Raw genomic sequence first — 22904 nt, 5'->3', positions numbered from 1 at the left:
GAAGTGTACATCTCTGTTTCAAAGCATTTCTGTACGAAAAGAGGTGTCTAATGTACGATTTTGTCCCTCCTGTATTCTTTTCGACTTCTACATTTGCCCCGCAAATCATGATAAAGTTTTAAGAACACATTAATAAAGATACCTCATGGAAAAAAACAGTTTTTTGATTTCGGTGTTTCTGCTTCTCGGCTTTTTCGGCTGTAGCCCTAAAGAGACCTTGCGGAATACGGAAACATGCTCAGAAGAAGATCCGCTCTCGTCGGTCGTACAAACAGCCGTACAACAAATCGGATTTCAGGTACGGCTGATCGAGGAATCCGGGCGGATACTCAATCCTAGAACCGTTCACAACGGGAAAGTACAATACATCTCGAAGGACGATTGGACAAGCGGATTTTTTCCGGGTACGCTATTTTATATGTATGATTTGACCGGAGAGGATCACTGGAAGGTAACGGGCGTAAAATATACGGAAGACCTCGATTCGGTAAAATATCTTAAATGGCATCATGATGTAGGTTTTATGATCAATTGTAGCTTCGGAAATGCGTTACGGATCACCGGTAACGAAGCATATAAAGAGGTATTGATCGAAGCTGCCAAATCATTGGCGACGCGTTTCCGCCCGACAGCCGGCGTGATTCAGAGCTGGGACGAAGATCGGGGCTGGCAAGGCAAACGCGGTTGGATGTGTCCGGTGATTATCGATAATATGATGAACCTCGAGTTGCTTTTTAAGGCTACGGCGCTGTCCGGAGATTCTGCATATTATAAAATAGCCGTATCGCATGCCGATGTAACGATGAATAATCATTTTAGAGAAGACGGTAGCTGTTATCATGTAGTTGATTACGATAAAAAACAAGGCGGTGTGCGCGGCAAATATACTGCACAGGGCTATGCCGACGAGTCGTCGTGGGCGCGTGGGCAGGCATGGGCCATCTACGGATATGCCGTTTGCTATCGCTATACAAGGGATCAGCGTTATCTTGAAATGGCCGATAGAATCTATCGTTTTATGTTTCATCATAAAAACTTACCTGAAGATTATATCCCTTATTGGGATTACGACGCTCCTTGTATCCCCAACGAGCCGCGTGATGCATCGGCTGCCGCTATCACAGCTTCGGCGCTGTATGAACTGGCATCGTTCGGAAAGACGGACTACAGGGAAACAGCCGACAAAATTATTCATTCTTTGTCGAGCTCTTCTTACAAAGCTATCGTGGGTACGAACGGAAATTTTTTGCTGATGCACTCTGTGGGTAGCATCCCGCACGACAACGAAATCGATGTACCATTGAACTATGCCGATTATTATTTTCTCGAGGCGTTGATCCGAAAAAAGAATATGAAATAATTTATCTACATAAAATTTAGAAAAGGGAAAAAATACCTTATTACAAAACAAACAAATGAATCATGAAGAAAACAGTTAACGATTTTTGGAGAAGATGTATCCTTGTATGCATCGGACTATTGCCTCTGTATGTTTTCGCTCAGAGCGGGATCACGGTGCGTGGTTCGGTTTCCGATACACGGAAAGAGCCTGTTATCGGTGCGACGGTTATCGTCAAAGGCAATGTGAATCAGGGTACAATTACCGACATGGACGGTCGGTACGAACTCAAGGATGTACCATCGGGAGCTACGTTAGTGTTCAGCTACATCGGTACGAAAACACAGGAAATTGCGGTCGAAGGGCGATCGACCATCGATGTTATCCTGTCGGAAGATGATCAGCTGCTCGACGAAGTAGTTGTTGTAGGCTACGGTACGCAGAAGAAAGTCAATTTGACGGGGTCGGTTGCGTCAATCAACATGAACGAACTGACAGAAAGTCGTCCGATCACCAACACCTCCCATGCGCTGGCCGGTATGGTGGCCGGAGTATCGGTACGTTCCGGGAAAAATCAGCCGGGTGATGACAATGCCGGCATTTTGGTGCGTGGACAGGGAACGCTTAACTCCTCGGCGCCACTGATCATTATCGATGGGGTCGAAGCGGGTATCAACACGGTTAATCCGCAGGATATCGAGTCGATGTCCGTGCTCAAAGATGCCGCTTCAGCTTCAATCTACGGATCACGGGCAGCCAATGGCGTTGTGTTGATCACAACGAAGCAGGGAAAGGAAGGAGTGGTGAAGATCGATTACAACGGGTATATTTCATCCGAGTCGATTCGCAAGACACTGACCCCCGTTTCGAATTATGCAGACTATATGGAACTGGTCAACGAAGGTTGGAAAAATTCGGGTAAGTCTCGTGTATTTTCCGACGAATCAATCAAAGCATGGCGCGATGATGCCGGACGCAATCCGTTGAAATATCCGAATACGGATTGGGTAGACGAAACATTTCGCCCGTCGGTCTCTACCAATCATACCTTGTCTGTAAGCGGCGGTTCTAAGAATATGCGCTATTACGGCTCCTTCGGTTATTTAGACAATCCGGGGGTCATGGAAAACGCAGGTTTCACCCGTTACAATGCACGTCTGAATCTGGACGCCAACCTCAAACCGTGGCTCAAAATAGGTGCTCAACTGAGTGGTTATGTCTCGAATATGGGACCGGCGGCAGGTTCTGTTATTGAGGATGTCTTTACGTACACGTCCGCTACGACGCCGGGCATGGTATTCCGCTCGCCCGACGGTCGTTACGGAGCGATGAATAATCTTGAGGATGCTTCTCAATCGGCCAATAACAATCCGTTGCGGAGACTTAATTCGATATCCGGAAATACGCGCAAGAACAATATGCGTACGCGTTTCTTCGGTGTACTGAATCCTTTCAAAGGTTTTACGATTACAGGCTCGTATTCGTATGAGTTTGTGGATCTTCTTCAGGATCGCAAACCCGTATTTCTGGATGGATGGAACTTTTCCGATAATACCGTTACATTGCCCGGTGCAGGGAAAACAAGCATCACAAACGTGAATGATAAGATCGAACGTTTCTTCAACGATCTTGTCGCAAACTACGAAACATCTTTATTCGACAGCCGGATGAATTTGAAAGCAATGGTGGGTGCGAGCCAGGAACTATACCGGGAAAAGAAGTTTTCCGTCTGCCGTTATAACTTGATTGATCCGAATCTGGATGTGATTGATGGCGCAGTGGGTGAATCGTCATCGTCCGGCTCACGCACTGAGTGGGTGATGCACTCGCACTTCGGACGGCTTAATCTTGATTGGGATAATAAGTACCTGCTTGAGATTAACTTGCGTACTGATGCTTCTTCACGCTTTGCAAAGAATAAACGCAGGGGTTATTTCCCCTCTGTATCAGGGGCTTGGCGTATTGACCAGGAAGCGTTTATGGCACCTCTGACGGAAAAAGGATTGTCGAACTTGAAACTACGCGCTTCGTACGGTTCACTCGGAAATAATTCGGTAGGAAATTACGATGCCTTATCGACCTATTCCAATATCTTCCATAATCATAAATTAGGTTATGTGCTCAATAATACAGCGATGATCGCTTTAGCACAACCTGCGATTGCTAACCCCGATCTCTCATGGGAATCAACTTATGTTACCGACTTCGGAATCGATTTCGGTTTGGCCGGAAATCGATTGACGGGTACGATTGATTACTTCGATAAAAAAACAAAAAATATTCTGATCAATTTGCCGGCACCCGCAGTACACGGAACGGTTTCTATTCCCAAACAGAACAGCGCACAGGTAACAAACAGGGGTATTGAAATAACGCTCGGATGGCGTGATCGGATAGGTGACTTCTCATATTCGGCCGAGGTGAATTTTACCCATATTACGAACAATGTGGACAAGTTCAAAGGAAAAGAATATTCGCTCTCAGGTACGAACATGATCAAAGAAGGTTTGCCCATCAATGCTCAATATATGCTTCGGGCCGACCGTATCATCCAAACGGATGAGGACTTGGCACTCGTGCAGAAAATGATCGATAATGCTCCGGTCGTCGACGGCAAAAAAGTAAATCCGTTTGCCGCTTACGGAAGACCTCAGAAAGGGGATTTGCTTTATAAAGATATCAACGGCGACGGGGTAATCGATGAAAAAGACCGTACCGTCGTAAGCGACGGACCTAATCCCAAATACCATTTCGGGTTGAATCTGGGAGCTTCTTATAAGGGAATCGATTTCTCGGTTCTTCTGCAGGGACAGGCCGGTGTGAAAGTTTACTGGCAACATTCGCCGTATAACACTCCTACAGTTCGCACAGGATACCAAATCAATAAGGCCATAGCCGATGGCCGCTGGTATGAAGGGCGTACGGATGCTACCTATCCGCGTCTGCTCGACTATTCCGACCGGAGGAATATCATTGCCAGTGACTTCTATCTCGAAGACAAAGCGTTCCTGAAAATACGCAATATCCAACTCGGATATACGTTCCCTAAATCACTGACACAAAAGATTTGTGTTGAGCGTATACGTCTTTATGGCAGCCTTGAGAACTTCTTTACATTTACTAAATACAAGGGATTCGATCCCGAAGTTTCCGGTTTGAATTATCCTTCGATGAAGCAAGCTGTAGCCGGAATTAATCTTTCATTTTAATCCATACCATCATGAAATATAAATATATTCTTTTATCGATGATACAGGCCGCTCTGTTCGTTTCGTGTTATGACCTCGACAGAAAACCGGCCGGCGCTCTGGACGAAAATTCGTTCTGGAAAACTCAGACTCATGCCGATCAGGCTATGATGGGTGTTTATGCCCAGATGCAAAACGAACATGTGTTCGGAATTCAGTACGGATTCGACTGCCTCTCCGATATTGGTACCGGTTATGATAATCCTGCGTATTTCCGTATTTCTCGTGGTACTTATAACAGCTCGGAAGATTATTGTGCGAATAAATTCGCCAATCTTTACGAAGGTGTTGCACGGGCTAATGCCGTGCTGCAGAATGTGGATAAAATTACAATGAGCGATGAATTAAAGGCGCGCTACAAAGGTGAAGCCCGGTTTATGCGAGCATTGTATTATTTTACGCTTTGTGATTTCTACGGAGGGGTACCGCTGTACGACGAGACGACGGTTGTGCCCAAAGATTTTGCGAATATGCTCAAACCCAGAGATACGCAAGAGACTGTTCATGAATTTATCCTCAAAGACTTAGATGAAGCGGCTCAAACTCTCCCATCAGAGTGGGATACACCGAATCGCGGGCGAGCTACCCGCTGGGCTGCTCTGTCGTTGAAAGGAAAAACACTTCTTTATGGTAAAAAATATAAGGAAGCAGCCGATGTTTTCGAAGAAGTGATCAAAACTTCGGGCATTACTCTTTATCCGGATTATGCTGCTTTGTTTAAGCCCGGTGGCGATGAGAGTTCCGAAATGATTTTTGCCGTGCAAAACATGAGCGGTGTGGGTACCGAGTTCGGTATGCCGATGGCTAAATATATGGGTACGCGTGCTGCTTACGGAAGTTGTTGGAATAATGTGATGGCTGCAACGACCTTCGTCGATTCGTATGAATGGAAAGATGGTCGACCGTTCGACTGGGACGAAATTGTTCCCGGTTTCAAGAATGATAACAAAGTAAAGGATAAAACGTTCCGGGCTTCGTTGACACCCGATAAAACAAAGGTGAAAGCTTATCCCTCAGCAAAGGAGAAACTGCTTGAAATGTATGCTAAACGCGATCCTCGCATGGCAGCTTCTATCATTTTGCCTTATTCCCGTTACAATGGATGGGTATCTAACGCCCGTAAAGATTGTGAATATGTAGTTGCCAAAGGAGTAAATGAGAAAAACGGCTTTATCCGTATCAACGGAAGTATGTCTGACTCATATCCTTGGCGTAAATTCGTTCCCGAATACGACATGGGCGGTTCACTGACGAACCGCGAGCATACGCCGATCAATTTCCCGATCATCCGCTATGCCGACGTGCTGCTGATGTGTGCCGAATGTCACAATGAAACAGGTAATCAGGCACGTGCCGTCGAGCTGATCAATCAGGTCAGAGCGCGTGTGGAGATGCCTGGCCTGAACAGTGGCCCCGAATGGTTGAAAGCATCGACAAAAGAAGAAGTGTTCAAGCGTATCATGCATGAACGCGCTGTGGAGATGGCCGGTGAAGGGTTACGTTTCAGTGATTTGCGCCGTTGGGATCTCTTAAAGAAACTGCTCGATGGAAAATGGGAAAAGGGCTTCACCGGTGCGAAATACTATCAGCGTGTCATACGTGACCGTGATTACCTCTGGCCGATACCGATAGAGGAAATCGATAAGAACGACAAATTGGTACAGAACCCTGGCTGGTAATCCTGTCTCGAACAGATAATATATCAGGCTGATTCTGCCGCAAGACAGATCTTTCCGATTTCCGGAAAGCCTGTTTTGCGGCAGATAAATCCGAAACTCTCCCGACGGCGCAGAGCGTCAGGGATGACTTCTTCCGACCGAAGAGAAGATGCGATTTATTTCTTATATTTGTGTGCAAAACAAAACTAATCGAACAAAATGAAGACAAATTATGAACTGCGTTATGCAGCGCATCCCGACGATGCGAAGGCGTATGATACGCAACGACTGAGAAAAGATTTCTTGATTGAGAAAATATTTGCTCCAAACGAGGTAAATATGGTCTATTCCATGTATGACCGGATGGTTGTGGGCGGAGCTATGCCCGTAGGAGAAACCCTTCGGCTCGAAGCGATCGATCCGCTGAAACAACCGGTGTTCCTGATGAGGCGTGAGTTGGGTATTTACAATGTCGGAGGCAAAGGATCCGTGAAAGTAGGTGATGATGTTTTTGAACTCGACTATAAAGAAGCGCTCTATGTAGGTTCAGGTGATCGGGAAGTGTATTTCGAGAGCCTGGATGGAAGTCGGCCTGCTAAATTTTATTTCAACTCGGCCACGGCACACCGGAATTATCCTGATAAGAAGGTGACGAAAGCGAATGCCATCGTGATGGAACTCGGCTCGTTGGAGTCCTCGAACCATCGTAGAATCAATAAGATGATTGTGAATGAAGTGCTGCCTACCTGCCAGTTGCAGATGGGGATGACGGAGCTTGCTGTGGGAAGCGTATGGAACACGATGCCCGCACACGTGCATAGCCGTCGTATGGAAGCGTATTTCTATTTCGAGGTGCCGGAAGATCAGGCCGTATGCCATTTTATGGGTGAACCGAACGAAACGAGACACATTTGGATGAGAGGTGATCAGGCTGTGCTTTCACCGGAGTGGTCTATCCATTCGGGCGCCGCAACAAGCAATTATACTTTTATCTGGGGGATGGCCGGAGAAAATCTCGACTATGGTGATCAGGATTTTTCAAAAATCACCGAACTTAAATAGTGGCGAATCGAAGATGAAATATTTCTTTTTTCTTGCCCTTTTTTGCTTGTGTGCCGCAACAGCATGTACGGAGACGCAGAAAACGATACGGGTAACGGTCGAGAATCCTACGACATTCGATCGCGAACATGAAATGGTTGAAATAGCGTGGACGACTGTATGCGAGAAACTTTCGTTGCAAGACGGACAAACGGTCGTAGTGCATAATGACGCCAGGGAAGAAATTCCCTGCCAACTTATTACCGAAGGAAACGAGGTGCCTGTGAGCCTGATTTTTCCCGTGAGTCTTGCCGGAAACGGAAAAAACGAATACCGCATAACCGTCGGTAAACCGGCCCATGTGGATCCGATGACCTACGGCCGTTTTGTGCCCGAACGGAAGGATGACTTTACGTGGGAGAACAACCGCAGCGCTTTTCGGGTGTACGGACCGGCATTAGAAGCTACCGGCGAGATCAGCAACGGGATGGATTTCTGGGCTAAGCGTACCGATGCACTCGTTATCGACCGGTGGTATAAAGATGATCTGGCCGGTATTCGGTCATATCATGAAGATCATGGTGAAGGGCTGGATTTCTACAAAGTAGGCCGTACGCTTGGGTTGGGAATGACAGCGCCTTACGTCAATGACAGTCTGTGGCTCGGAAATAATTTTACGGAATACAGGATTCTCGATCAAGGGCCTTTACGCATTGCCTTTGAGCTGCGTTACAAACCGTATAATGTGCAAGGCTTCGAAGTGAATGAGACGCGTCGAATCTCTCTCAATGCATACAGCTACTTCAACCGGATAGAACAGGTATTCGAGGCTGATACGGCAGAGATCACATTGGCTACCGGTATCGTGCTGCATGCGCAGACACCTGAAGACATTCTTTCTGATGCCGAGAATGGAGTCATGGCTTGTGAAACACCGACAGACTCGATCAACGGGACGATCTATGCCGGCGTAATCCGTCCGGAATCGTTCCGTGAAATCAAAACCGGTCACGGACATCTGCTGGGCATCGCCCCTTATCGCACAAAAACAAACTATGTGTATTATGCCGGCGCCGGATGGAGCAAGGCTGGGTTCGACAATTTCGCCGCATGGATCGACTTCCTGAAACAGGAAACCCGAAAAATTAAACAACCTCTTAAAATAAACGTTGAATGAAAGCCTCTAAACTATCCTGTCTGGGACTTATCGGTGTTATTCCGGCTTGCATACATGCTCAGGAACACTGTGCCGCTGACACCTTACGTCCCAACATTATCTATATTTTCCCTGACCAGATGCGTAACAGTGCGATGGGATTCTGGAACGATCCGGCTTTTGCTTCGCATTTGCAAGGTAAAGCGGATCCGGTCGAAACACCGAACCTGAATCGTTTTGCCAAGGAGTCCGTCGTTTTCTCTTCGGCCATGAGCAACTGCCCCTTAAGCAGTCCGCATCGTGCGTCGCTGCTTACAGGCATGTATCCTCACCGGAGCGGAGTGCCGATGAATGTGAACAGCAGACGCCCTTTCAGTACGCTGCGTAACGATGCCACGACTGTCAGCGACGTCTTCAGTCGTAACGGTTATGACTGTGCTTATATCGGAAAGTATCATCTTGATACCCCTACGCCGAACGATCCCGAGAACCCGGGCAACTATGTAGAGAATCGTGATCTCGTTTGGGATGCTTATACTCCTCCCGAGAGACGACATGGCTTCAACTTCTGGTATTCGTACGGTACATTCGATGTACATAAGCATCCGCACTATTGGGATACCGACGGTAAACGACACGATATCAATCAATGGTCACCCTCGCACGAAACCGATATGGCCATCAGTTATTTGAAAAACGAATTCGGCCGGCGCGACGAATCCAAACCGTTCTTTCTGATGATCAGCATGAATCCGCCGCATCACCCGTACAACTCGTTCAATGACTGCATGGAGGAGGATTACACGCACTACAAAGACCGGACATTGTGCGAACTGCTTGTACGCCATAATGCCGATACGACAATGGAGAAGTCATCTTCAGCGGCATATTATTTTGCACAGATCACAGGGGTAGATCGGGAGTTCGGTCGCTTGCTCGAAGCTTTAGATGAATTGGGATTGTCGAAGAATACCATGGTGGTATTTTCTTCCGATCACGGTGAAACGATGTGCAGCCATGGTTTGCAAGACGCTAAAAACTCACCTTATATTGAATCGATGAATGTTCCTTTCCTGGTACGTTATCCGCAGAGGCTTAAACCGAAAGTGGTCGACTATCTGCTCTCCAGTCCGGATATTATGCCAACACTGCTTGGATTGAGTAATCTGGGCCAACACATTCCTCATGAGGTACAGGGAACCGACTTCTCAAAAGCGTTGTTCTCCAACCAACCTGATAAGCCATTGCCCGATGCTGCTTTATATATACGGAATATGGATGGTCGGCAAGATCAAGACGGTAAGGTAAGAACGTATGTTCCAGTGGCGCGTGGTATCAAAACACATCGTTACACGCTCTCTCTTACAGTCGATAAGGAGAATAAGCAACTGAAGGAAATCTTGCTTTTTGATGATCTCGATGATCCGTACCAAATGAATAATATCGATTGGAATACCCGGCCTCAGCTGAAACGACAATTATTGATACAGTTGGGACAGTTGCTCAAAAAATATGATGATCCGTGGTATAAAGACGGTATTCTGAAAGATTTGATTATGTATGAATAAATACACGTTATTCTGTAATAATGAAGAGGTGAAAAAATGAAGAAATTACTTTTTTCTCTTATCGTATACTTCTTGCCGGTTTGCACACTATTTGCCTATACTGAAAAGAATTTGTTGCAACGGAAAACCTCGGAAGAGAGGTTAAAAGAGCTGCTCGTTTTGCATCAACAGTGGGTGGCTTATCCTGATTATACCGATCGCCAAGGCTGGGATGCCCTGTTCGGTGAATTCAAAGATATCTATATCCGACGGGGTGAGAAAGCATTGGAGTATCGCTGGCAGGTCATTCAGGCAATGGACTATATAGAATACGAACGAAGCGGATCGCGGAAGATCATGGAGAATCCGTACAATGAAAACGCACAGACCCTGACCGATCTCTTTCTGGCCGAACTTGCCGAAGGAAAAGGGCGTTTCATTGAACCGCTGGCTAACGGCGTCTTCTATTTCTGCGAGATGACTTCGTGGGCGCTCTCGGCTCATGTACGTCTGCAACACGACAATCGAACACTCCCTAATCATGGCGAACATGTGATTGCACTTGCCTCGGGCGAAGTTGGCGCCGAACTTTCGTGGATTCATTACTTTTTCCGTGATGAACTGGATAAAATCAATCCCGTAATATCACAGCGAGTGCGCGACGAAGTGGAGAAGCGTATCCTGAAAACGTATCTTGAAACCGATCATTTCTGGTGGATGGCCATGAATTACAAGCCGGGAGATATGGTAAACAACTGGAACCCGTGGTGTAACTTTAGCGTACTCCAGTGTTTCATGCTGCTCGAAAACGATACCGACAGACTGGCCAAAGCGGTCTATAAAACGATACGGTCGGTCGATCATTTCATCAATTACAGCAAAGCCGACGGCGCCTGCGAGGAAGGCCCATCCTATTGGGGACATGCGGCAGGAAAACTATATGATTATTTACAGCTCCTTTGCGATGTTACCGGAGGACAGCTGTCCCTTTTTGAAGAGCCTTTGATCCGCCGTATGGGGGAATACATCTCTCGCTCGTACGTAGGTAACGGCTGGGTAGTCAATTTTGCCGACGCTACCGCCAGGCTTGAGCCCGATGCGGATTTGATCTATCGGTACGGAAAAGCGGTAAACAGCACCGAGATGATGGCTTTTTCCGCCTTTCTCAGAAAGAATGAGCAGACTCCGCAAGCCCCGAACAATCGCCGGGACGTATACCGGACATTCGAAACCTTACGTTTTCACCATGCGTTGAGTACAGTCACGCTTCCTTACTCAGCCCCAGCTACCACGTGGTATCCCGAGACCCAGTTTTGTTATATGAGAACCCGTGGCGGACTTTTCTTTGCCGGTAAAGGAGGACATAACAATGAGAGCCATAATCATAATGATGTCGGTACGTTTTCGCTGTATATCGATGAAACTCCCGTACTGATCGATGCCGGTGTAGGTACTTATACCCGACAAACGTTTGGTAACGAGCGATATACAATCTGGACGATGCAAAGTCTTTTTCACAACCTGCCGGAAATAAACGGAACCCAGCAGGCATTCGGCGCGAAATATAAAGCGGAACAGATGAAATTTACACCGGCAAATCGTACGTTATCGCTCGAACTGAAGCAGGCATATCCTCAGGAGACCTCCATACATTCGTGGAACAGGACTTATCGGTTACAGGATAAGCAACTCGAGATAAATGACCGTTTTTCGCTGGAATCACCTGAAAAGAGGAATAAACTTCATTTTCTGACGTGGGGGAGAGTGGATCGGAGCATCGAAGGACAGATTGATATGGAAGTACAGGGGAAAAAAGCGCGCTTGTCGTACGACAGAAATATATTTACCTCTTCGGTCGAAACGATTACGTTGACCGATCCGCGTTTGTCAAACGTATGGGGAAAGGAACTGTACAGGATTACGCTTGAGGCAAAAGAGCTCTCTCTAAGCGGTCATTACCGGATTGTCATTTCACGGAAATAAAAAGGTTTATTCGTTATAATATAAATGTGTAGTATGCAAAAAAAAGTGATTACCTTCGGAGAGGTCATGCTTCGTTTAGCGACTCCCGGATATTTACGATTCATTCAATCTACCAGTCTCGGGGCAACATTCGGCGGGGGCGAAGCCAATGTAGCCGTTTCACTTGCTAATTACGGCATCCCGGTCGAGTTCGTCACACGGTTACCTCAAAATGAAATTGCCGAATGGTGCATTTCCGAACTGCGAAAATACAATGTGGGTGTACAGCATATCCTTCGCGGCGGTAACCGGGTAGGTATCTATTTTTTGGAAACAGGTGCTGTGGCACGGCCTTCGAAAGTCGTATACGATCGTGCCGGTTCTTCCATTGCCGAGATCACACCGGGGATGATTGACTGGAAAGAAGTGCTGAAGGAAGCACAGTGGTTTCATTGGACAGGTATCACTCCTGCGCTTTCGCAGGGGGCAGCCGACGCATGCCTCGAAGCCATACGGACAGCTAACGAGATGGGCGTAACCGTTTCATGCGATCTGAATTACCGAAAGAACTTGTGGAAATACGGGAAAAAGGCTTCGGAAGTCATGCCGGCGCTCGTTGAAGGATGCGATATCATCCTCGGTAACGAGGAAGATGCCGAGAAGGTGTTCGGCATCAAGCCGGAAGGGTTTCAGGCCGAGCATACCGGAGGCAAGCTGGAAGCGAATGAATTCGAGTCGGTCTGTCGTCAGTTGATGCAGAGATTTCCGCGTGCCCGGAAAGTCATTGTCACTCTGCGCGGATCGATCAACGCCAACCACAATACGTGGGGCGGGTGCTTATATTCGGATAAACTGTATGCATCGCGCCGATACGATATTACGCATATCGTAGATCGGGTAGGAGGGGGCGACTCGTTTATGGGCGGACTGATCTACGGACTGATCACCTACCCGCACGACGATCAGCAGGCGCTCAATTTTGCCGTGGCGGCATCGTGTCTCAAGCATACGGTTTACGGAGACTTTAACCTCATGTCAGTGAGCGAAGTGGAGCAACTGATGGGAGGCGATGGATCGGGCAGAGTAGTAAGATAATATATTAAAATAACAAAAGAAATAAAACGATATGGAACAGTTTAAATTAGAAGGTAAGGTAGCGCTTGTAACAGGAGCATCTTACGGTATCGGTTTCGCTATTGCGTCGGCATTGGCCGGAGCAGGAGCAACCATCGTGTTTAACGACCTGAAGCAAGAGTTTGTAGACAAAGGGTTAAGAGCTTATAAAGAAGCCGGGATTGAGGCTAAGGGATACATCTGCGATGTGACCGACGAAAAGGCGGTCGATGCGATGGTCGCACAGATAGAGAAGGAAGTGGGAACAATCGATATTCTGGTTAACAACGCCGGTATCATTAAACGTATCCCGATGCACGAGATGAGTGCCGAAGAATTTCGGCAAGTGATCGATGTCGATCTGAATGCTCCGTTTATTGTGGCCAAGGCGGTTATTCCGGCGATGATCAAAAAAGGACACGGAAAGATTATCAATATCTGCTCCATGATGAGTGAATTGGGGCGTGAAACCGTTTCGGCATATGCTGCCGCCAAGGGAGGACTGAAAATGCTGACACGTAACATTGCCTCGGAATACGGACAGTACAACATCCAGTGTAACGGTATCGGACCGGGCTATATCGCCACACCGCAAACGGCACCGCTGCGTGAAGTACAGCCCGATGGCTCGCGTCATCCGTTTGATTCTTTCATCATTGCCAAGACGCCGGCCGCCCGATGGGGTACGCCCGACGATTTGGCCGGGCCTGCTGTCTTTTTGGCTTCCAGTGCTTCGGACTTCGTGAACGGACATATCTTGTATGTCGACGGAGGTATCCTTGCTTATATCGGTAAACAGCCTTAATTAACAGGAACTCCATTGTGATAAATATGGCAAGATTCGATAAGAAAGAAACAATACGGACCATGACGGATACGGGCCTCGTGCCGGTGTTTTGTAGTTGTGATGTGGAAGTGGCCAAGCAGGTTATCCGTGCCTGCTATAACGGAGGGGTCAGGGTCTTCGAGTTTACGAACAGAGAAGAGGCAGCTCACGAAGTGTTCGGAGCGGTGAGCCGCTGGATCGTTGAGGCTTGTCCGGAGATGATACTTGGTGTCGGATCCATCGTCGATGCCCCAACCGCTTCGTTATACCTGCAGTCGGGGGCTAACTTTGTTGTCGGTCCGCTGACGAACCCCGACATTGCAAAAGTCTGTAACCGCCGGCTCGTTCCTTACATTCCGGGTTGTGGATCGGTATCGGAAGTAGGATATGCGCAGGAGTTGGGTTGTGATATCTGTAAGGTCTTTCCCGGCGATGTGCTGGGCCCCGGCTTCGTCAAAGCGCTCAAAGCGCCGATGCCATGGTCGCAGGTGATGGTGACGGGAGGTGTCAAGCCCGAAGAAACGAACCTGAAAGCCTGGTTCGATGCGGGAGCAACATGTGTCGGGATGGGGTCTAACCTGTTTCCGCCCGAGGCCATAGCTTCCGGTAACTGGGAAAAGATTACAGACATCTGTGCGCAGGCATTAGGTGTTATCCGTGAGGTTCGGAAGGAGTAAAAAAGGGTAGGGTAGTTAAAGAAGTAAAAGGTAGTAAAGAAGTAGAATATGAACATGAGAAATGAACAAAAGACAAATTACAGGTGGGTGATTTGCTCATTGCTTTTTTTTGCGACGACGATCAATTACTTAGACCGACAAGTGCTGTCGTTGACATGGGATGAATTTATCAAACCCGAATTTCATTGGAACGAAGATCATTACGGTACTATCACGGGGTTGTTTTCGCTCATCTATGCCATCTCGATGCTTTTTGCCGGCCGATTTGTCGACTGGCTTGGGAGTAAGAAAGGCTTCTTGTGGGCCATTGGTGTTTGGTCGCTCGGAGCGTGTATTCATGCATTGTGTGGTATCGTCACCGAGCAGTACACCGGACTGGCCTCGGCAGCCGAATTGGCACAAGCTACAGGCGACGTAGTTGTCGTCATCGCTACGGTGAGCATGTACGCTTTCATCGTCGCACGTTGTGTGTTGGCGATCGGTGAGGCCGGCAACTTCCCCGCAGCCATTAAAGTGACGGCCGAATATTTTCCGAAGAAAGACCGGGCCTATGCCACGAGTATCTTCAATGCCGGTGCATCGATCGGTGCATTGATCGCTCCTTTATCCATCCCTCCTTTGGCCAAAGCTTTCGGCTGGGAAATGGCTTTTATCATTATTGGAGCATTGGGATTCGTATGGATGGGATTCTGGGTATTTATGTATGAAAAACCGGAGAAGAACGCACGTGTCAATCAGGCCGAGCTCGACTATATTCTTTCGGATAAAGATACGGACAGTCTGCCGGCAGATGCATCGGAAGAGAAAAGTTCGTTTATCCGCTGCTTTATGCACCGACAGACGTGGGCTTTCGCATTCGGCAAGTTCATGACCGATGGCGTGTGGTGGTTCTTCCTCTTCTGGATTCCGTCGTATCTGAACACGCAATTCGGTATCAAAACGACCGACGGACTCGGTATGGCGCTTATCTTCACGCTCTACGCCATTACGATGCTTTCGGTTTATGGGGGTAAACTGCCGACTATCATTATCGACAAGACCGGGAAGAATCCGTATGCCGCGAGGATGCAGGCCATGCTTATCTTTGCATTCATTCCTCTGATTGTGCTGATGGCACAACCGTTAGGTACGATCTCCCCGTGGTTCCCCGTTATCCTGATCGGACTTGGAGGGGCTGCACATCAATCGTGGTCGGCCAATATTTTTTCGACCATCGGGGATATGTTTCCCAAGTCGGCCATCGCATCGGTGACCGGTATCGGCGGTATGGCAGGAGGCATCGGTTCGCTGATCCTGCAGAAGTCGGCCGGTAAACTTTTCGTGTATGCCGGTGAGACGAATCTGCAATGCTTCGGCTTCGAAGGTAAACCGGCCGGTTATTTTATCATCTTCTGTGTTTGTGCCGTGGCCTATCTGATTGGTTGGGTGGTGATGAAAAGCCTTGTACCGAAATATCGACCGATTGAAAAACTGTAGAGGAATCTTATTGGAGGTGGATTGCTGATGATATTTCACTCGTGGAGATGTTTGATTCATCCGGTCAACGGTAATCGCGAAAACATCAAAATTACCATATTGACGGATATGTAATCGGCCGAAATATTGCAAAATAAAGGTAGAGCTCTAATAAGAGTGTGTAATTGTCATTCCTTCTTCAGGATGTTGTGGAGCGTAGCGGAACAATGTCCTGAAGAAGGAATTTCCTTTCTTTTCAATTTCCTCTACCTTACTGAATACGGAGACTGGATATGAATACCGATGCTCACAACTCCCATTGGTGTTGTAAATCACGCACCGGATCTGCCCGGAATACTCCAAATAAAGGTAAGTTCGATCTAAGTATCAAATGATCGACATCTATCGGGTGTATTCTGACAAATGTTCTTCAAGTCATTATTTATCGATTCTATTAAAGCTCTTTTGCACAATATGATTCTGTCATGTAAAAGGATCAAGGCGTTGTTTATGTTTTTCTAAGTTTGGTGATTAAACCCAGATTCCGCGATAGAAGAAATAAGAATGAATTTAATTCAGGCCTTCAGCCCTCCGAACAAGGTCCAGATGTCGATACCCCACCCTTGCGGGATGAGGCTGAAATAATTCGGGCTTTCAGCCCTTCCCCCGCAGAGACGTTAATTCATTGACAATGAACAATTGGAAAACAGCCCTGAAAGGGCAAGATAATTCAGCCCAATGCGAAGCGTTGGGGAAAAAGGCCATCGTATCTCGGCGGAGGGCTGTAAGCCTGACGTAACCATTGTCGTACCTTCGTTCGTCCATTATTAATGGCAAACGCCGAACAGTGTATCGCGTAATTTGGGTTAAATGCACTCTGTCAATGAAAAGTTATTCAAATCATTGGTGTCCGATAAAAGAGACTTCCTTTCTTTCGAGAATAATTTTTATCGGACAGCAATGATCCCTATCCTAAAGGAAACTTTTCTTACATCGAGCTCTTGTTATTTTAAAGAATCCGTATATTTCTATTTTGCGTAGCTGACGGCACGCGTCTCGCGAATCACGGTAATCTTTACCTGACCGGGATACGTCATCTCGTCTTGAATTTTCTTGGCGATCTCGGTCGAGAGACTTTCCGTATCTTTATCGGTAATCTTATCAGCACCGACAATCACCCGCAACTCGCGACCGGCCTGAATGGCATATGTCTTCAAAACTCCCGGATACGAAAGAGCCAACTGTTCCAAGTCATTGAGCCGCTTGATATATGCTTCCACAATCTCGCGACGCGCTCCCGGACGCGCTCCCGAAATAGCATCACAAACCTGCACGATCGGCGCCAGAAGCGTCTGCATCTCCATCTCGTCGTGATGGGCACCAACCGCATTGCAGATATCCGGTTTTTCTTTAAACTTCTCACACAACTTCGCACCGTAGAGAGCATGCGGCATTTCAGGCTCATCATCAGGTACTTTTCCTATGTCATGTAACAATCCGGCGCGACGTGCTTTTTTCGGGTTCAGTCCCAGTTCCGCCGCCATGACAGCACACAAATTCGCCGTCTCACGCGCATGTTGCAGCAGGTTCTGTCCGTACGACGAACGATACTTCATCTTTCCGATCATCCGTATCAGTTCGGGATGCAAGCCGTGGATACCAAGGTCGATCGCTGTTCGCTTTCCGGTTTCCACCACTTCTTCTTCCACTTGTTTGCGCACCTTATTAACGACCTCTTCGATACGTGCCGGATGAATACGTCCGTCCTGTACCAACTGATGCAAGGCCAGACGAGCCACTTCACGGCGCACCGGGTCAAAGCCGGAAAGCACGATAGCTTCCGGGGTATCATCTACGATGATTTCGATGCCGGTAGCTGCTTCGAGAGCGCGGATGTTACGGCCTTCGCGTCCGATGATTCGTCCTTTGATTTCGTCCGAATCGATGTGGAAGACCGTTACCGAGTTTTCAATAGCCGTTTCGGTCGCTACGCGCTGTATCGTACGGATAACGATTTTCTTGGCCTCCATATTGGCGGTCATTTTGGCTTCTTCCATAATCTCGTTTACATACGAGGCCGCATCTGTTTTGGCCACGTCTTTGAGCGATTCGATCAGGCGTTCTTTGGCCTCATCAGCCGACAAGCCGGAGATTGTTTCCAGATGGGCTATTTCCTGTTGGTGCAGCTTTTCCATGTCCTGCTTTCTCTTCTCTATGATTTGCAGTTGGTTGTTCAAGTTTTCCTTGACGATATCGACTTCCGACATCTTCCGCTGCAACTCCTCCTGACGCTGGGTGAGTGCCATTTCGCGCTGTTTCAGTTTCGACTCCCCCGACTGTATTTTGGCATTGCGTGCCGTGACCTGTTTCTCCAGATCTGTTTTTAATTGCAGGAATTTTTCTTTTACTTCCAGCATTTTATTTTTTTTCATGACTTCCGCTTCCTTCTCCATCTCTTGGAGGAGCGCTGTGCGGCGGGATTTCGCAAGGAATGTCATTACGATCCAGGCCAAAAGCCCTCCTACGAAAAAAGCAATCACCATCCATATCCAGCTCATTCTATCTACTGTTAAATTGTTATAAAAAAAGCACATTTTTGACATGTCTCCCCATGCCAACCTCTTGTGCATAGACTTTTATGTTCTCGTTTCGAATAACATAGAAGTGAAAAGTTATCTCTCTCTTAGATAATGCTCCAATTTCTCCGTCCATTGTTGTATCTTTTCTACGAAAGGCTGCGTATCGTTTTTTTCTTCCAGCGGGATCATATCCATCGCCAGCTGAACGGCAACCATCGCTAAGAGGTCTTTATCTTCCAATGATTTGGAGAAATAGGCCTTCTGTTGCAGATACATCTGTTGAACTCGTCTGGCTGCTTCACGCGCCCGTTGTTCCGTCTGTTCATCACCTCGCCTAATCTTCACCGGATATTGTTTTCCTGCAATTTCCAGATGTATGATAAACTCGTCTCCTTTCACAGTTATCCGTTTAGTAGTGCCAAGCACTTATCTACTTCACGCACTAATCCCGACAACCGCCGCTTTACCTCTTTTCTTTCTCCTGTATCGGCAAAGGCAATAGTGGTAGCTGTCAGCATGTCCGTGTATTTGGTATTCAATATCCGGTATTCTTCTTCCATTTGCCGTATGGTTTGGGTCAGATCTTTGATTCTCCGATCCTGCTCATCACACAATGCGAACAAATCCTGCAACCTGACGTCAAATACAGCTAACAAATCCTTGTTATTCCCGGCCATTTCGTTCCAAAATTGCAGACAAAAGTAAAAAGAAGTATTTAAAGATACAACTTTCTGTCATTTTTTTTTGCCGACAGAATGAAAAAGGGGCTGCCTGACAACCAATCAGACAGCCCCTTTTTTTCTTGCATGTTACGGAGCTACGACAGCCAAAAGTAAATTTCGGAATCTTTCTCTTCCGATTCGAGTTTTCCTTCTTTGGCTAACCAGCCAATGGCTGCAAACAATTCTTTATCCGTTCTCAATTTTGTCTCTTTTTTGAGTTCTTTCACACTCATCCGGCCCGCCTTACTCAAGGCTCTCCATACAAGACCGGCATTCGTTCCAATTAACTTAACCATAGCTGTTTTTTCTATATCTTTTAATGTGTGCAAAAGTACAATAAAAAAGAGGTAATAGAATAATCTGCCATATCAAAACAAATATTTTTAACACGACCATCCGAAAAATCCTTCGTTTTTTTGCATTTTTAAATCATCAACAGTTTTTTTGAAGGACAAACGGTGCAAGCCCTTTTCGGTATTTCGGTTACTCTTCTTCATGTTGCAAACGAAACGCCTTTCCCAACATCCGGATGATATCGGAAGCAATCAGACTTTCGTCCGACAATCGGGCTACGGCCAAGTCTCCAGCCATCCCATGCAGAAAAACTCCGACGACGGCTGCCGTTTCGGGTTCATATCCCTGAGCCATCAGACCGACAATCACACCGGTCAACACGTCGCCACTGCCGGCCGTTGCCATACCCGGATTACCTGTGGTATTGATGTAAATATTCCCCTGCGGCGTACAGACCGCCGTATAGGCACCTTTGAGGACAATGCATTGCGTATGTTTCATAGCCATTTCGGCAGCTTTATGGAGCCGGTCATATCCGTTGATGCTATCCCCGAGCAGCCGGTCCAACTCCTTCGGATGAGGTGTCAAGACGGTATGCGGGGGCAACAGAGAGAGCAACTCTTTATGTTGTGCCAGGATATTCAACGCGTCGGCATCGAGCAGCAAGGGTTTTCGGGAAGTCTTCAACAGTTGTTCCAGCATCTGCACAGTCTGCTTTTCCGTGCCTAGTCCCGGTCCGGCGGCGATAGCGTCATACCCGTCCGTATCGGGGAGCACCGAGACACGGTCTGCATCTGCATCGAGGCTGAGCATGGCTTCGGGAAGGGCTGTCTGAAGCACCGTCTCACCTCGTTGAGGAAGATGAACCGTCAGCCTTCCGGCGCCGCTGCGCATGCAGGCTCCGGCAGCCAGCAGGGCTGCTCCCATCTTGCCCTTGCTGCCGGCAATCAACAGGGCATGCCCAAAGTCGCCCTTATGAGCAAATACGTTGCGCGTACGGAGAATTCCTGTCATATCCTCATCTTTAATCAGGATGTAAGGTGTTTTTGTTCGTGCCATGATATCCGGATGCAATCCGATAGGCAACACTTTCCATCGGCCGACATACGCCGCATTCTCGGGCAGTACCATGGAGAGCTTCGGAAATTCGAACGTGAATGTCATGTCGGCCTGAATAATGCTATCCGGATCATTCTCCCGATTATCTTCCCCAAAAAGTCCGGAGGGGATATCAATAGAAACGACCGTCGCATCAGACTGGTTAATATAATCGACGACGGCCGCATATCCGCCGCTCAACGGCCGGTTTAATCCGGAGCCGAACAGCCCGTCGATCACCACATCATGTTCAGAAAGTATGGGGGGCGTAAAATCTTCGATCACTTCGTTCAAAAGTATTTTCCCATCCGCAAGTAGACGCTGCTTATTAGCCTCGCAGTCGGGCGAAAGATGGCGTCCGGGATTAAAAAGATAAACTTCGATCCGGTAATCGTCTTCGGCCAATAGACGGGCGATAGCCAAAGCATCCGCTCCGTTGTTTCCTTGTCCGGCAAAGACAATGACGCGCGACTGTTTGGAGTAGAGACGCCCAAACTCATTGACGAAAGCCGTGGCCGCACGCTCTACCAAGTCGATAGAAGCAATTGGTTCGTGATCGACCGTATATTGATCAAGTTCTTTTATTTTCGAGGTTTCAAATATTTTTATCATATCGGTTTTAAACTTTTGAGCATCCAAAGATACGGCATTTTTTTCTTACGTAGGGGCGATGAAACAATGATTCTCCGAAACGACACATCAGAAAAAACAGATTGCTCTTTTAGGTCCTGAGTGAAGAACGCAGAAAAGGAAACGGAAGAAGCTGTACATGCAAAAATACGGTAGGACCCAAATTCTTCATCAAATGCAGGCTATAAAAACAGAATCGCAAGTATGCACTCCACATTCATCTATATTTTATATGATGTACGAAGTCGAAAGTGCTTTTAACTATTTTTGTGAATAAACTAATTTATATTTGTCGGGTCTAAGACAACAAGAAAACCGCAGTTTTCTTTAAAAGAACAGGAATATGAATTATTTTAAAAGACAGAACGTCATGAAAAAGTTAATCATTATGGTAGGCCTGGGATGGATGATCGGCCTGTTAAACGTGCATACGGCAGACGCTCAACACGTAACGACAATCATTCATGTTAATGTAGACCGTCAGCCGGCATGGGGACCTGTCGGTTACGATTATGTAGAGTATTATTATATCCCGGAGTTGAATATCTATTTCGATGTGGAGAACGAGCTGTTCTACTATCGTCATGGCAGGGGGTGGATCGAAAGTCCTTACTTACCGGCACGCTATGCGAGATACGATTTTTATTCACTGTATAAAGTGGTATTGAACGATGTGATCGATCCGTGGCGATACAACCGCCACCATCGCCGTCGGTACGCGCGCTACCGCTACAATTACGCACAGATTCCGATCTTTTACGTGGACGACTACCGCTACGAGTATGCGCGATATAATGCCTGCGCATGGGTAGAGCCTCGTTACATGGAGAATCGTTCGTATTATGAAAACGTAGAGTTACGGAGCAATCGGAGCACCGAATCGCGTGTATCGTCGGACGAGAGACGCGGAGGAGCAAGCAGTCGCAGTGAAAGCAGCCGGATATCGAGTCATCGCAATTCCGATACGGAACGTTATGAAGAAAGGAGCACTTCCGGATCAAATCGGAGTATGCGCAGTTCGAGAGAAATCTCGTCGGGTAGCGATCGCGGCCGTTCGTCGGGTGTATCGTCGGAAGGACGTCGTCGTTCCGAGGACGATTTTTCGACCAATACACGCAGCCGAAGCGAACGCAGCTCAGCAACGAGTTCGAGTCGTAGTGATCGATCGGCCGACTGGTCGACCGGTAATGACCGGAGTCGTTCGTCGGAGGTATCGTCCGAGAATCGCAGAAATCGTTCCGGAAACGATGTATCCTCTTCTACACGCTCCAGCAGTAGCCGTAGCAGCAGCGATTCATCCTTAGACAGCCGCAAAGGCCGTTCCGGCGATGATTCGTCAAGTTCCATGCGCAGCAGCAGAAGTGAGTCATCTGTGAGTAGTCGGAGCGACGAAGGCAGCCGGAGTCGTTCATCCGAAAGTCGATCGTCCGAGAACCGGTCGGAACGATCCGGTTCGGGTGGAAGAAGATAAATCGTCTCTCCCGATAAAGATGTGAGGTAGTGCATTGGTAAATCGGTTTTTTTGCTTATTTTTGCATTTCTGAAAAACAGAATAAACA

18 protein-coding genes are annotated in these 22904 nt (G+C 47.4%); 12 read left to right on the top strand and 6 right to left on the bottom strand.

The genetic code is table 11. The features are described from left to right. Positions 1-145 precede the first annotated feature (145 nt). The 11 genes from ACTTKA_RS01100 (at position 146) to ACTTKA_RS01050 (ending at position 16043) form a co-directional block, all read left to right on the top strand. On the top strand, positions 146-1360 hold the full coding sequence (locus ACTTKA_RS01100; protein WP_442723645.1) for a glycoside hydrolase family 88 protein: 1215 nt from the start codon (positions 146-148) through the stop codon (positions 1358-1360). 62 nt (positions 1361-1422) lie between these two features. Then, positions 1423-4548, top strand: a complete 3126-nt coding sequence (locus ACTTKA_RS01095) for a SusC/RagA family TonB-linked outer membrane protein (RefSeq protein ID WP_442723644.1) — start codon at positions 1423-1425, stop codon at positions 4546-4548. An 11-nt stretch (positions 4549-4559) separates the two neighbouring features. Next, positions 4560-6266, top strand: coding sequence for a RagB/SusD family nutrient uptake outer membrane protein (locus ACTTKA_RS01090; RefSeq protein WP_442723643.1), 1707 nt, complete (start codon positions 4560-4562; stop codon positions 6264-6266). 198 nt (positions 6267-6464) lie between these two features. Continuing rightward, positions 6465-7307: a 5-dehydro-4-deoxy-D-glucuronate isomerase gene (kduI, locus tag ACTTKA_RS01085; protein WP_315287335.1), complete on the top strand. Its 843-nt coding sequence runs from the start codon at positions 6465-6467 to the stop codon at positions 7305-7307. Then, positions 7267-8463, top strand: a complete 1197-nt coding sequence (locus ACTTKA_RS01080) for a DUF4861 family protein (RefSeq protein WP_442723642.1) — start codon at positions 7267-7269, stop codon at positions 8461-8463. Before kduI ends, ACTTKA_RS01080 begins: the two co-directional genes overlap by 41 nt. Beyond that, positions 8460-10010 carry a sulfatase family protein gene (locus ACTTKA_RS01075; protein ID WP_442723641.1) on the top strand — a complete coding sequence of 517 codons (1551 nt, stop codon included), beginning with the start codon at positions 8460-8462 and terminating at the stop codon, positions 10008-10010. The genes ACTTKA_RS01080 and ACTTKA_RS01075 overlap by 4 nt, the downstream gene beginning before the upstream one ends. A 36-nt stretch (positions 10011-10046) precedes the next feature. Further along, positions 10047-11972 (top strand): heparinase II/III domain-containing protein, encoded by a 1926-nt coding sequence (locus ACTTKA_RS01070; RefSeq protein ID WP_442723640.1) that lies wholly within the window; start codon positions 10047-10049, stop codon positions 11970-11972. 33 nt (positions 11973-12005) lie between these two features. Continuing rightward, positions 12006-13046, top strand: coding sequence for a PfkB family carbohydrate kinase (locus ACTTKA_RS01065; RefSeq protein WP_442723639.1), 1041 nt, complete (start codon positions 12006-12008; stop codon positions 13044-13046). A gap of 31 nt (positions 13047-13077) precedes the next feature. Beyond that, entirely contained in the window at positions 13078-13869 is a 792-nt protein-coding gene (locus tag ACTTKA_RS01060; RefSeq protein WP_278478301.1) for a gluconate 5-dehydrogenase, read from the top strand. A gap of 26 nt (positions 13870-13895) precedes the next feature. Next, positions 13896-14567, top strand: coding sequence for a bifunctional 4-hydroxy-2-oxoglutarate aldolase/2-dehydro-3-deoxy-phosphogluconate aldolase (locus ACTTKA_RS01055; RefSeq protein WP_097560023.1), 672 nt, complete (start codon positions 13896-13898; stop codon positions 14565-14567). A gap of 48 nt (positions 14568-14615) precedes the next feature. Next, positions 14616-16043 (top strand): MFS transporter, encoded by a 1428-nt coding sequence (locus ACTTKA_RS01050; RefSeq protein WP_442723638.1) that lies wholly within the window; start codon positions 14616-14618, stop codon positions 16041-16043. A gap of 359 nt (positions 16044-16402) precedes the next feature. On the opposite strand, the gene ACTTKA_RS01045 is transcribed toward ACTTKA_RS01050, so the two are convergent. The 6 genes from ACTTKA_RS01045 to ACTTKA_RS01020 all read right to left on the bottom strand — a co-directional run bounded on the left by ACTTKA_RS01045 (position 16403) and on the right by ACTTKA_RS01020 (position 21327). Beyond that, positions 16403-16534 carry a transposase gene (locus ACTTKA_RS01045; protein WP_442723675.1) on the bottom strand — a complete coding sequence of 44 codons (132 nt, stop codon included), beginning with the start codon at positions 16532-16534 and terminating at the stop codon, positions 16403-16405. 516 nt (positions 16535-17050) lie between these two features. After that, complete coding sequence (gene rny, locus ACTTKA_RS01040; RefSeq protein WP_442723637.1) at positions 17051-18580, bottom strand: ribonuclease Y; 1530 nt, start codon at positions 18578-18580, stop codon at positions 17051-17053. A gap of 114 nt (positions 18581-18694) precedes the next feature. Continuing rightward, positions 18695-19000: a cell division protein ZapA gene (locus tag ACTTKA_RS01035; protein WP_442723636.1), complete on the bottom strand. Its 306-nt coding sequence runs from the start codon at positions 18998-19000 to the stop codon at positions 18695-18697. A gap of 2 nt (positions 19001-19002) precedes the next feature. Continuing rightward, the gene (locus tag ACTTKA_RS01030; RefSeq protein WP_442714634.1) at positions 19003-19278 is read right to left on the bottom strand and encodes a hypothetical protein; all 276 of its coding nucleotides are present in this window, start codon (positions 19276-19278) and stop codon (positions 19003-19005) included. 140 nt (positions 19279-19418) lie between these two features. Further along, complete coding sequence (locus tag ACTTKA_RS01025; protein WP_442723635.1) at positions 19419-19619, bottom strand: winged helix-turn-helix domain-containing protein; 201 nt, start codon at positions 19617-19619, stop codon at positions 19419-19421. Between the two features lie 187 nt (positions 19620-19806). Next, complete coding sequence (locus tag ACTTKA_RS01020) at positions 19807-21327, bottom strand: NAD(P)H-hydrate dehydratase (protein ID WP_442723634.1); 1521 nt, start codon at positions 21325-21327, stop codon at positions 19807-19809. A gap of 388 nt (positions 21328-21715) precedes the next feature. On the opposite strand from ACTTKA_RS01020, the gene ACTTKA_RS01015 reads away from it, so the two are divergent. Next, positions 21716-22816, top strand: coding sequence for a hypothetical protein (locus tag ACTTKA_RS01015; protein ID WP_442723633.1), 1101 nt, complete (start codon positions 21716-21718; stop codon positions 22814-22816). Positions 22817-22904 lie beyond the last annotated feature (88 nt).

The sequence above is a fragment of the Tannerella sp. genome (assembly GCF_052170195.1).
Taxonomy (GTDB): Bacteria; Bacteroidota; Bacteroidia; order Bacteroidales; family Tannerellaceae; genus Tannerella.
This window is presented reverse-complemented; position numbering and strand designations above follow the sequence as displayed.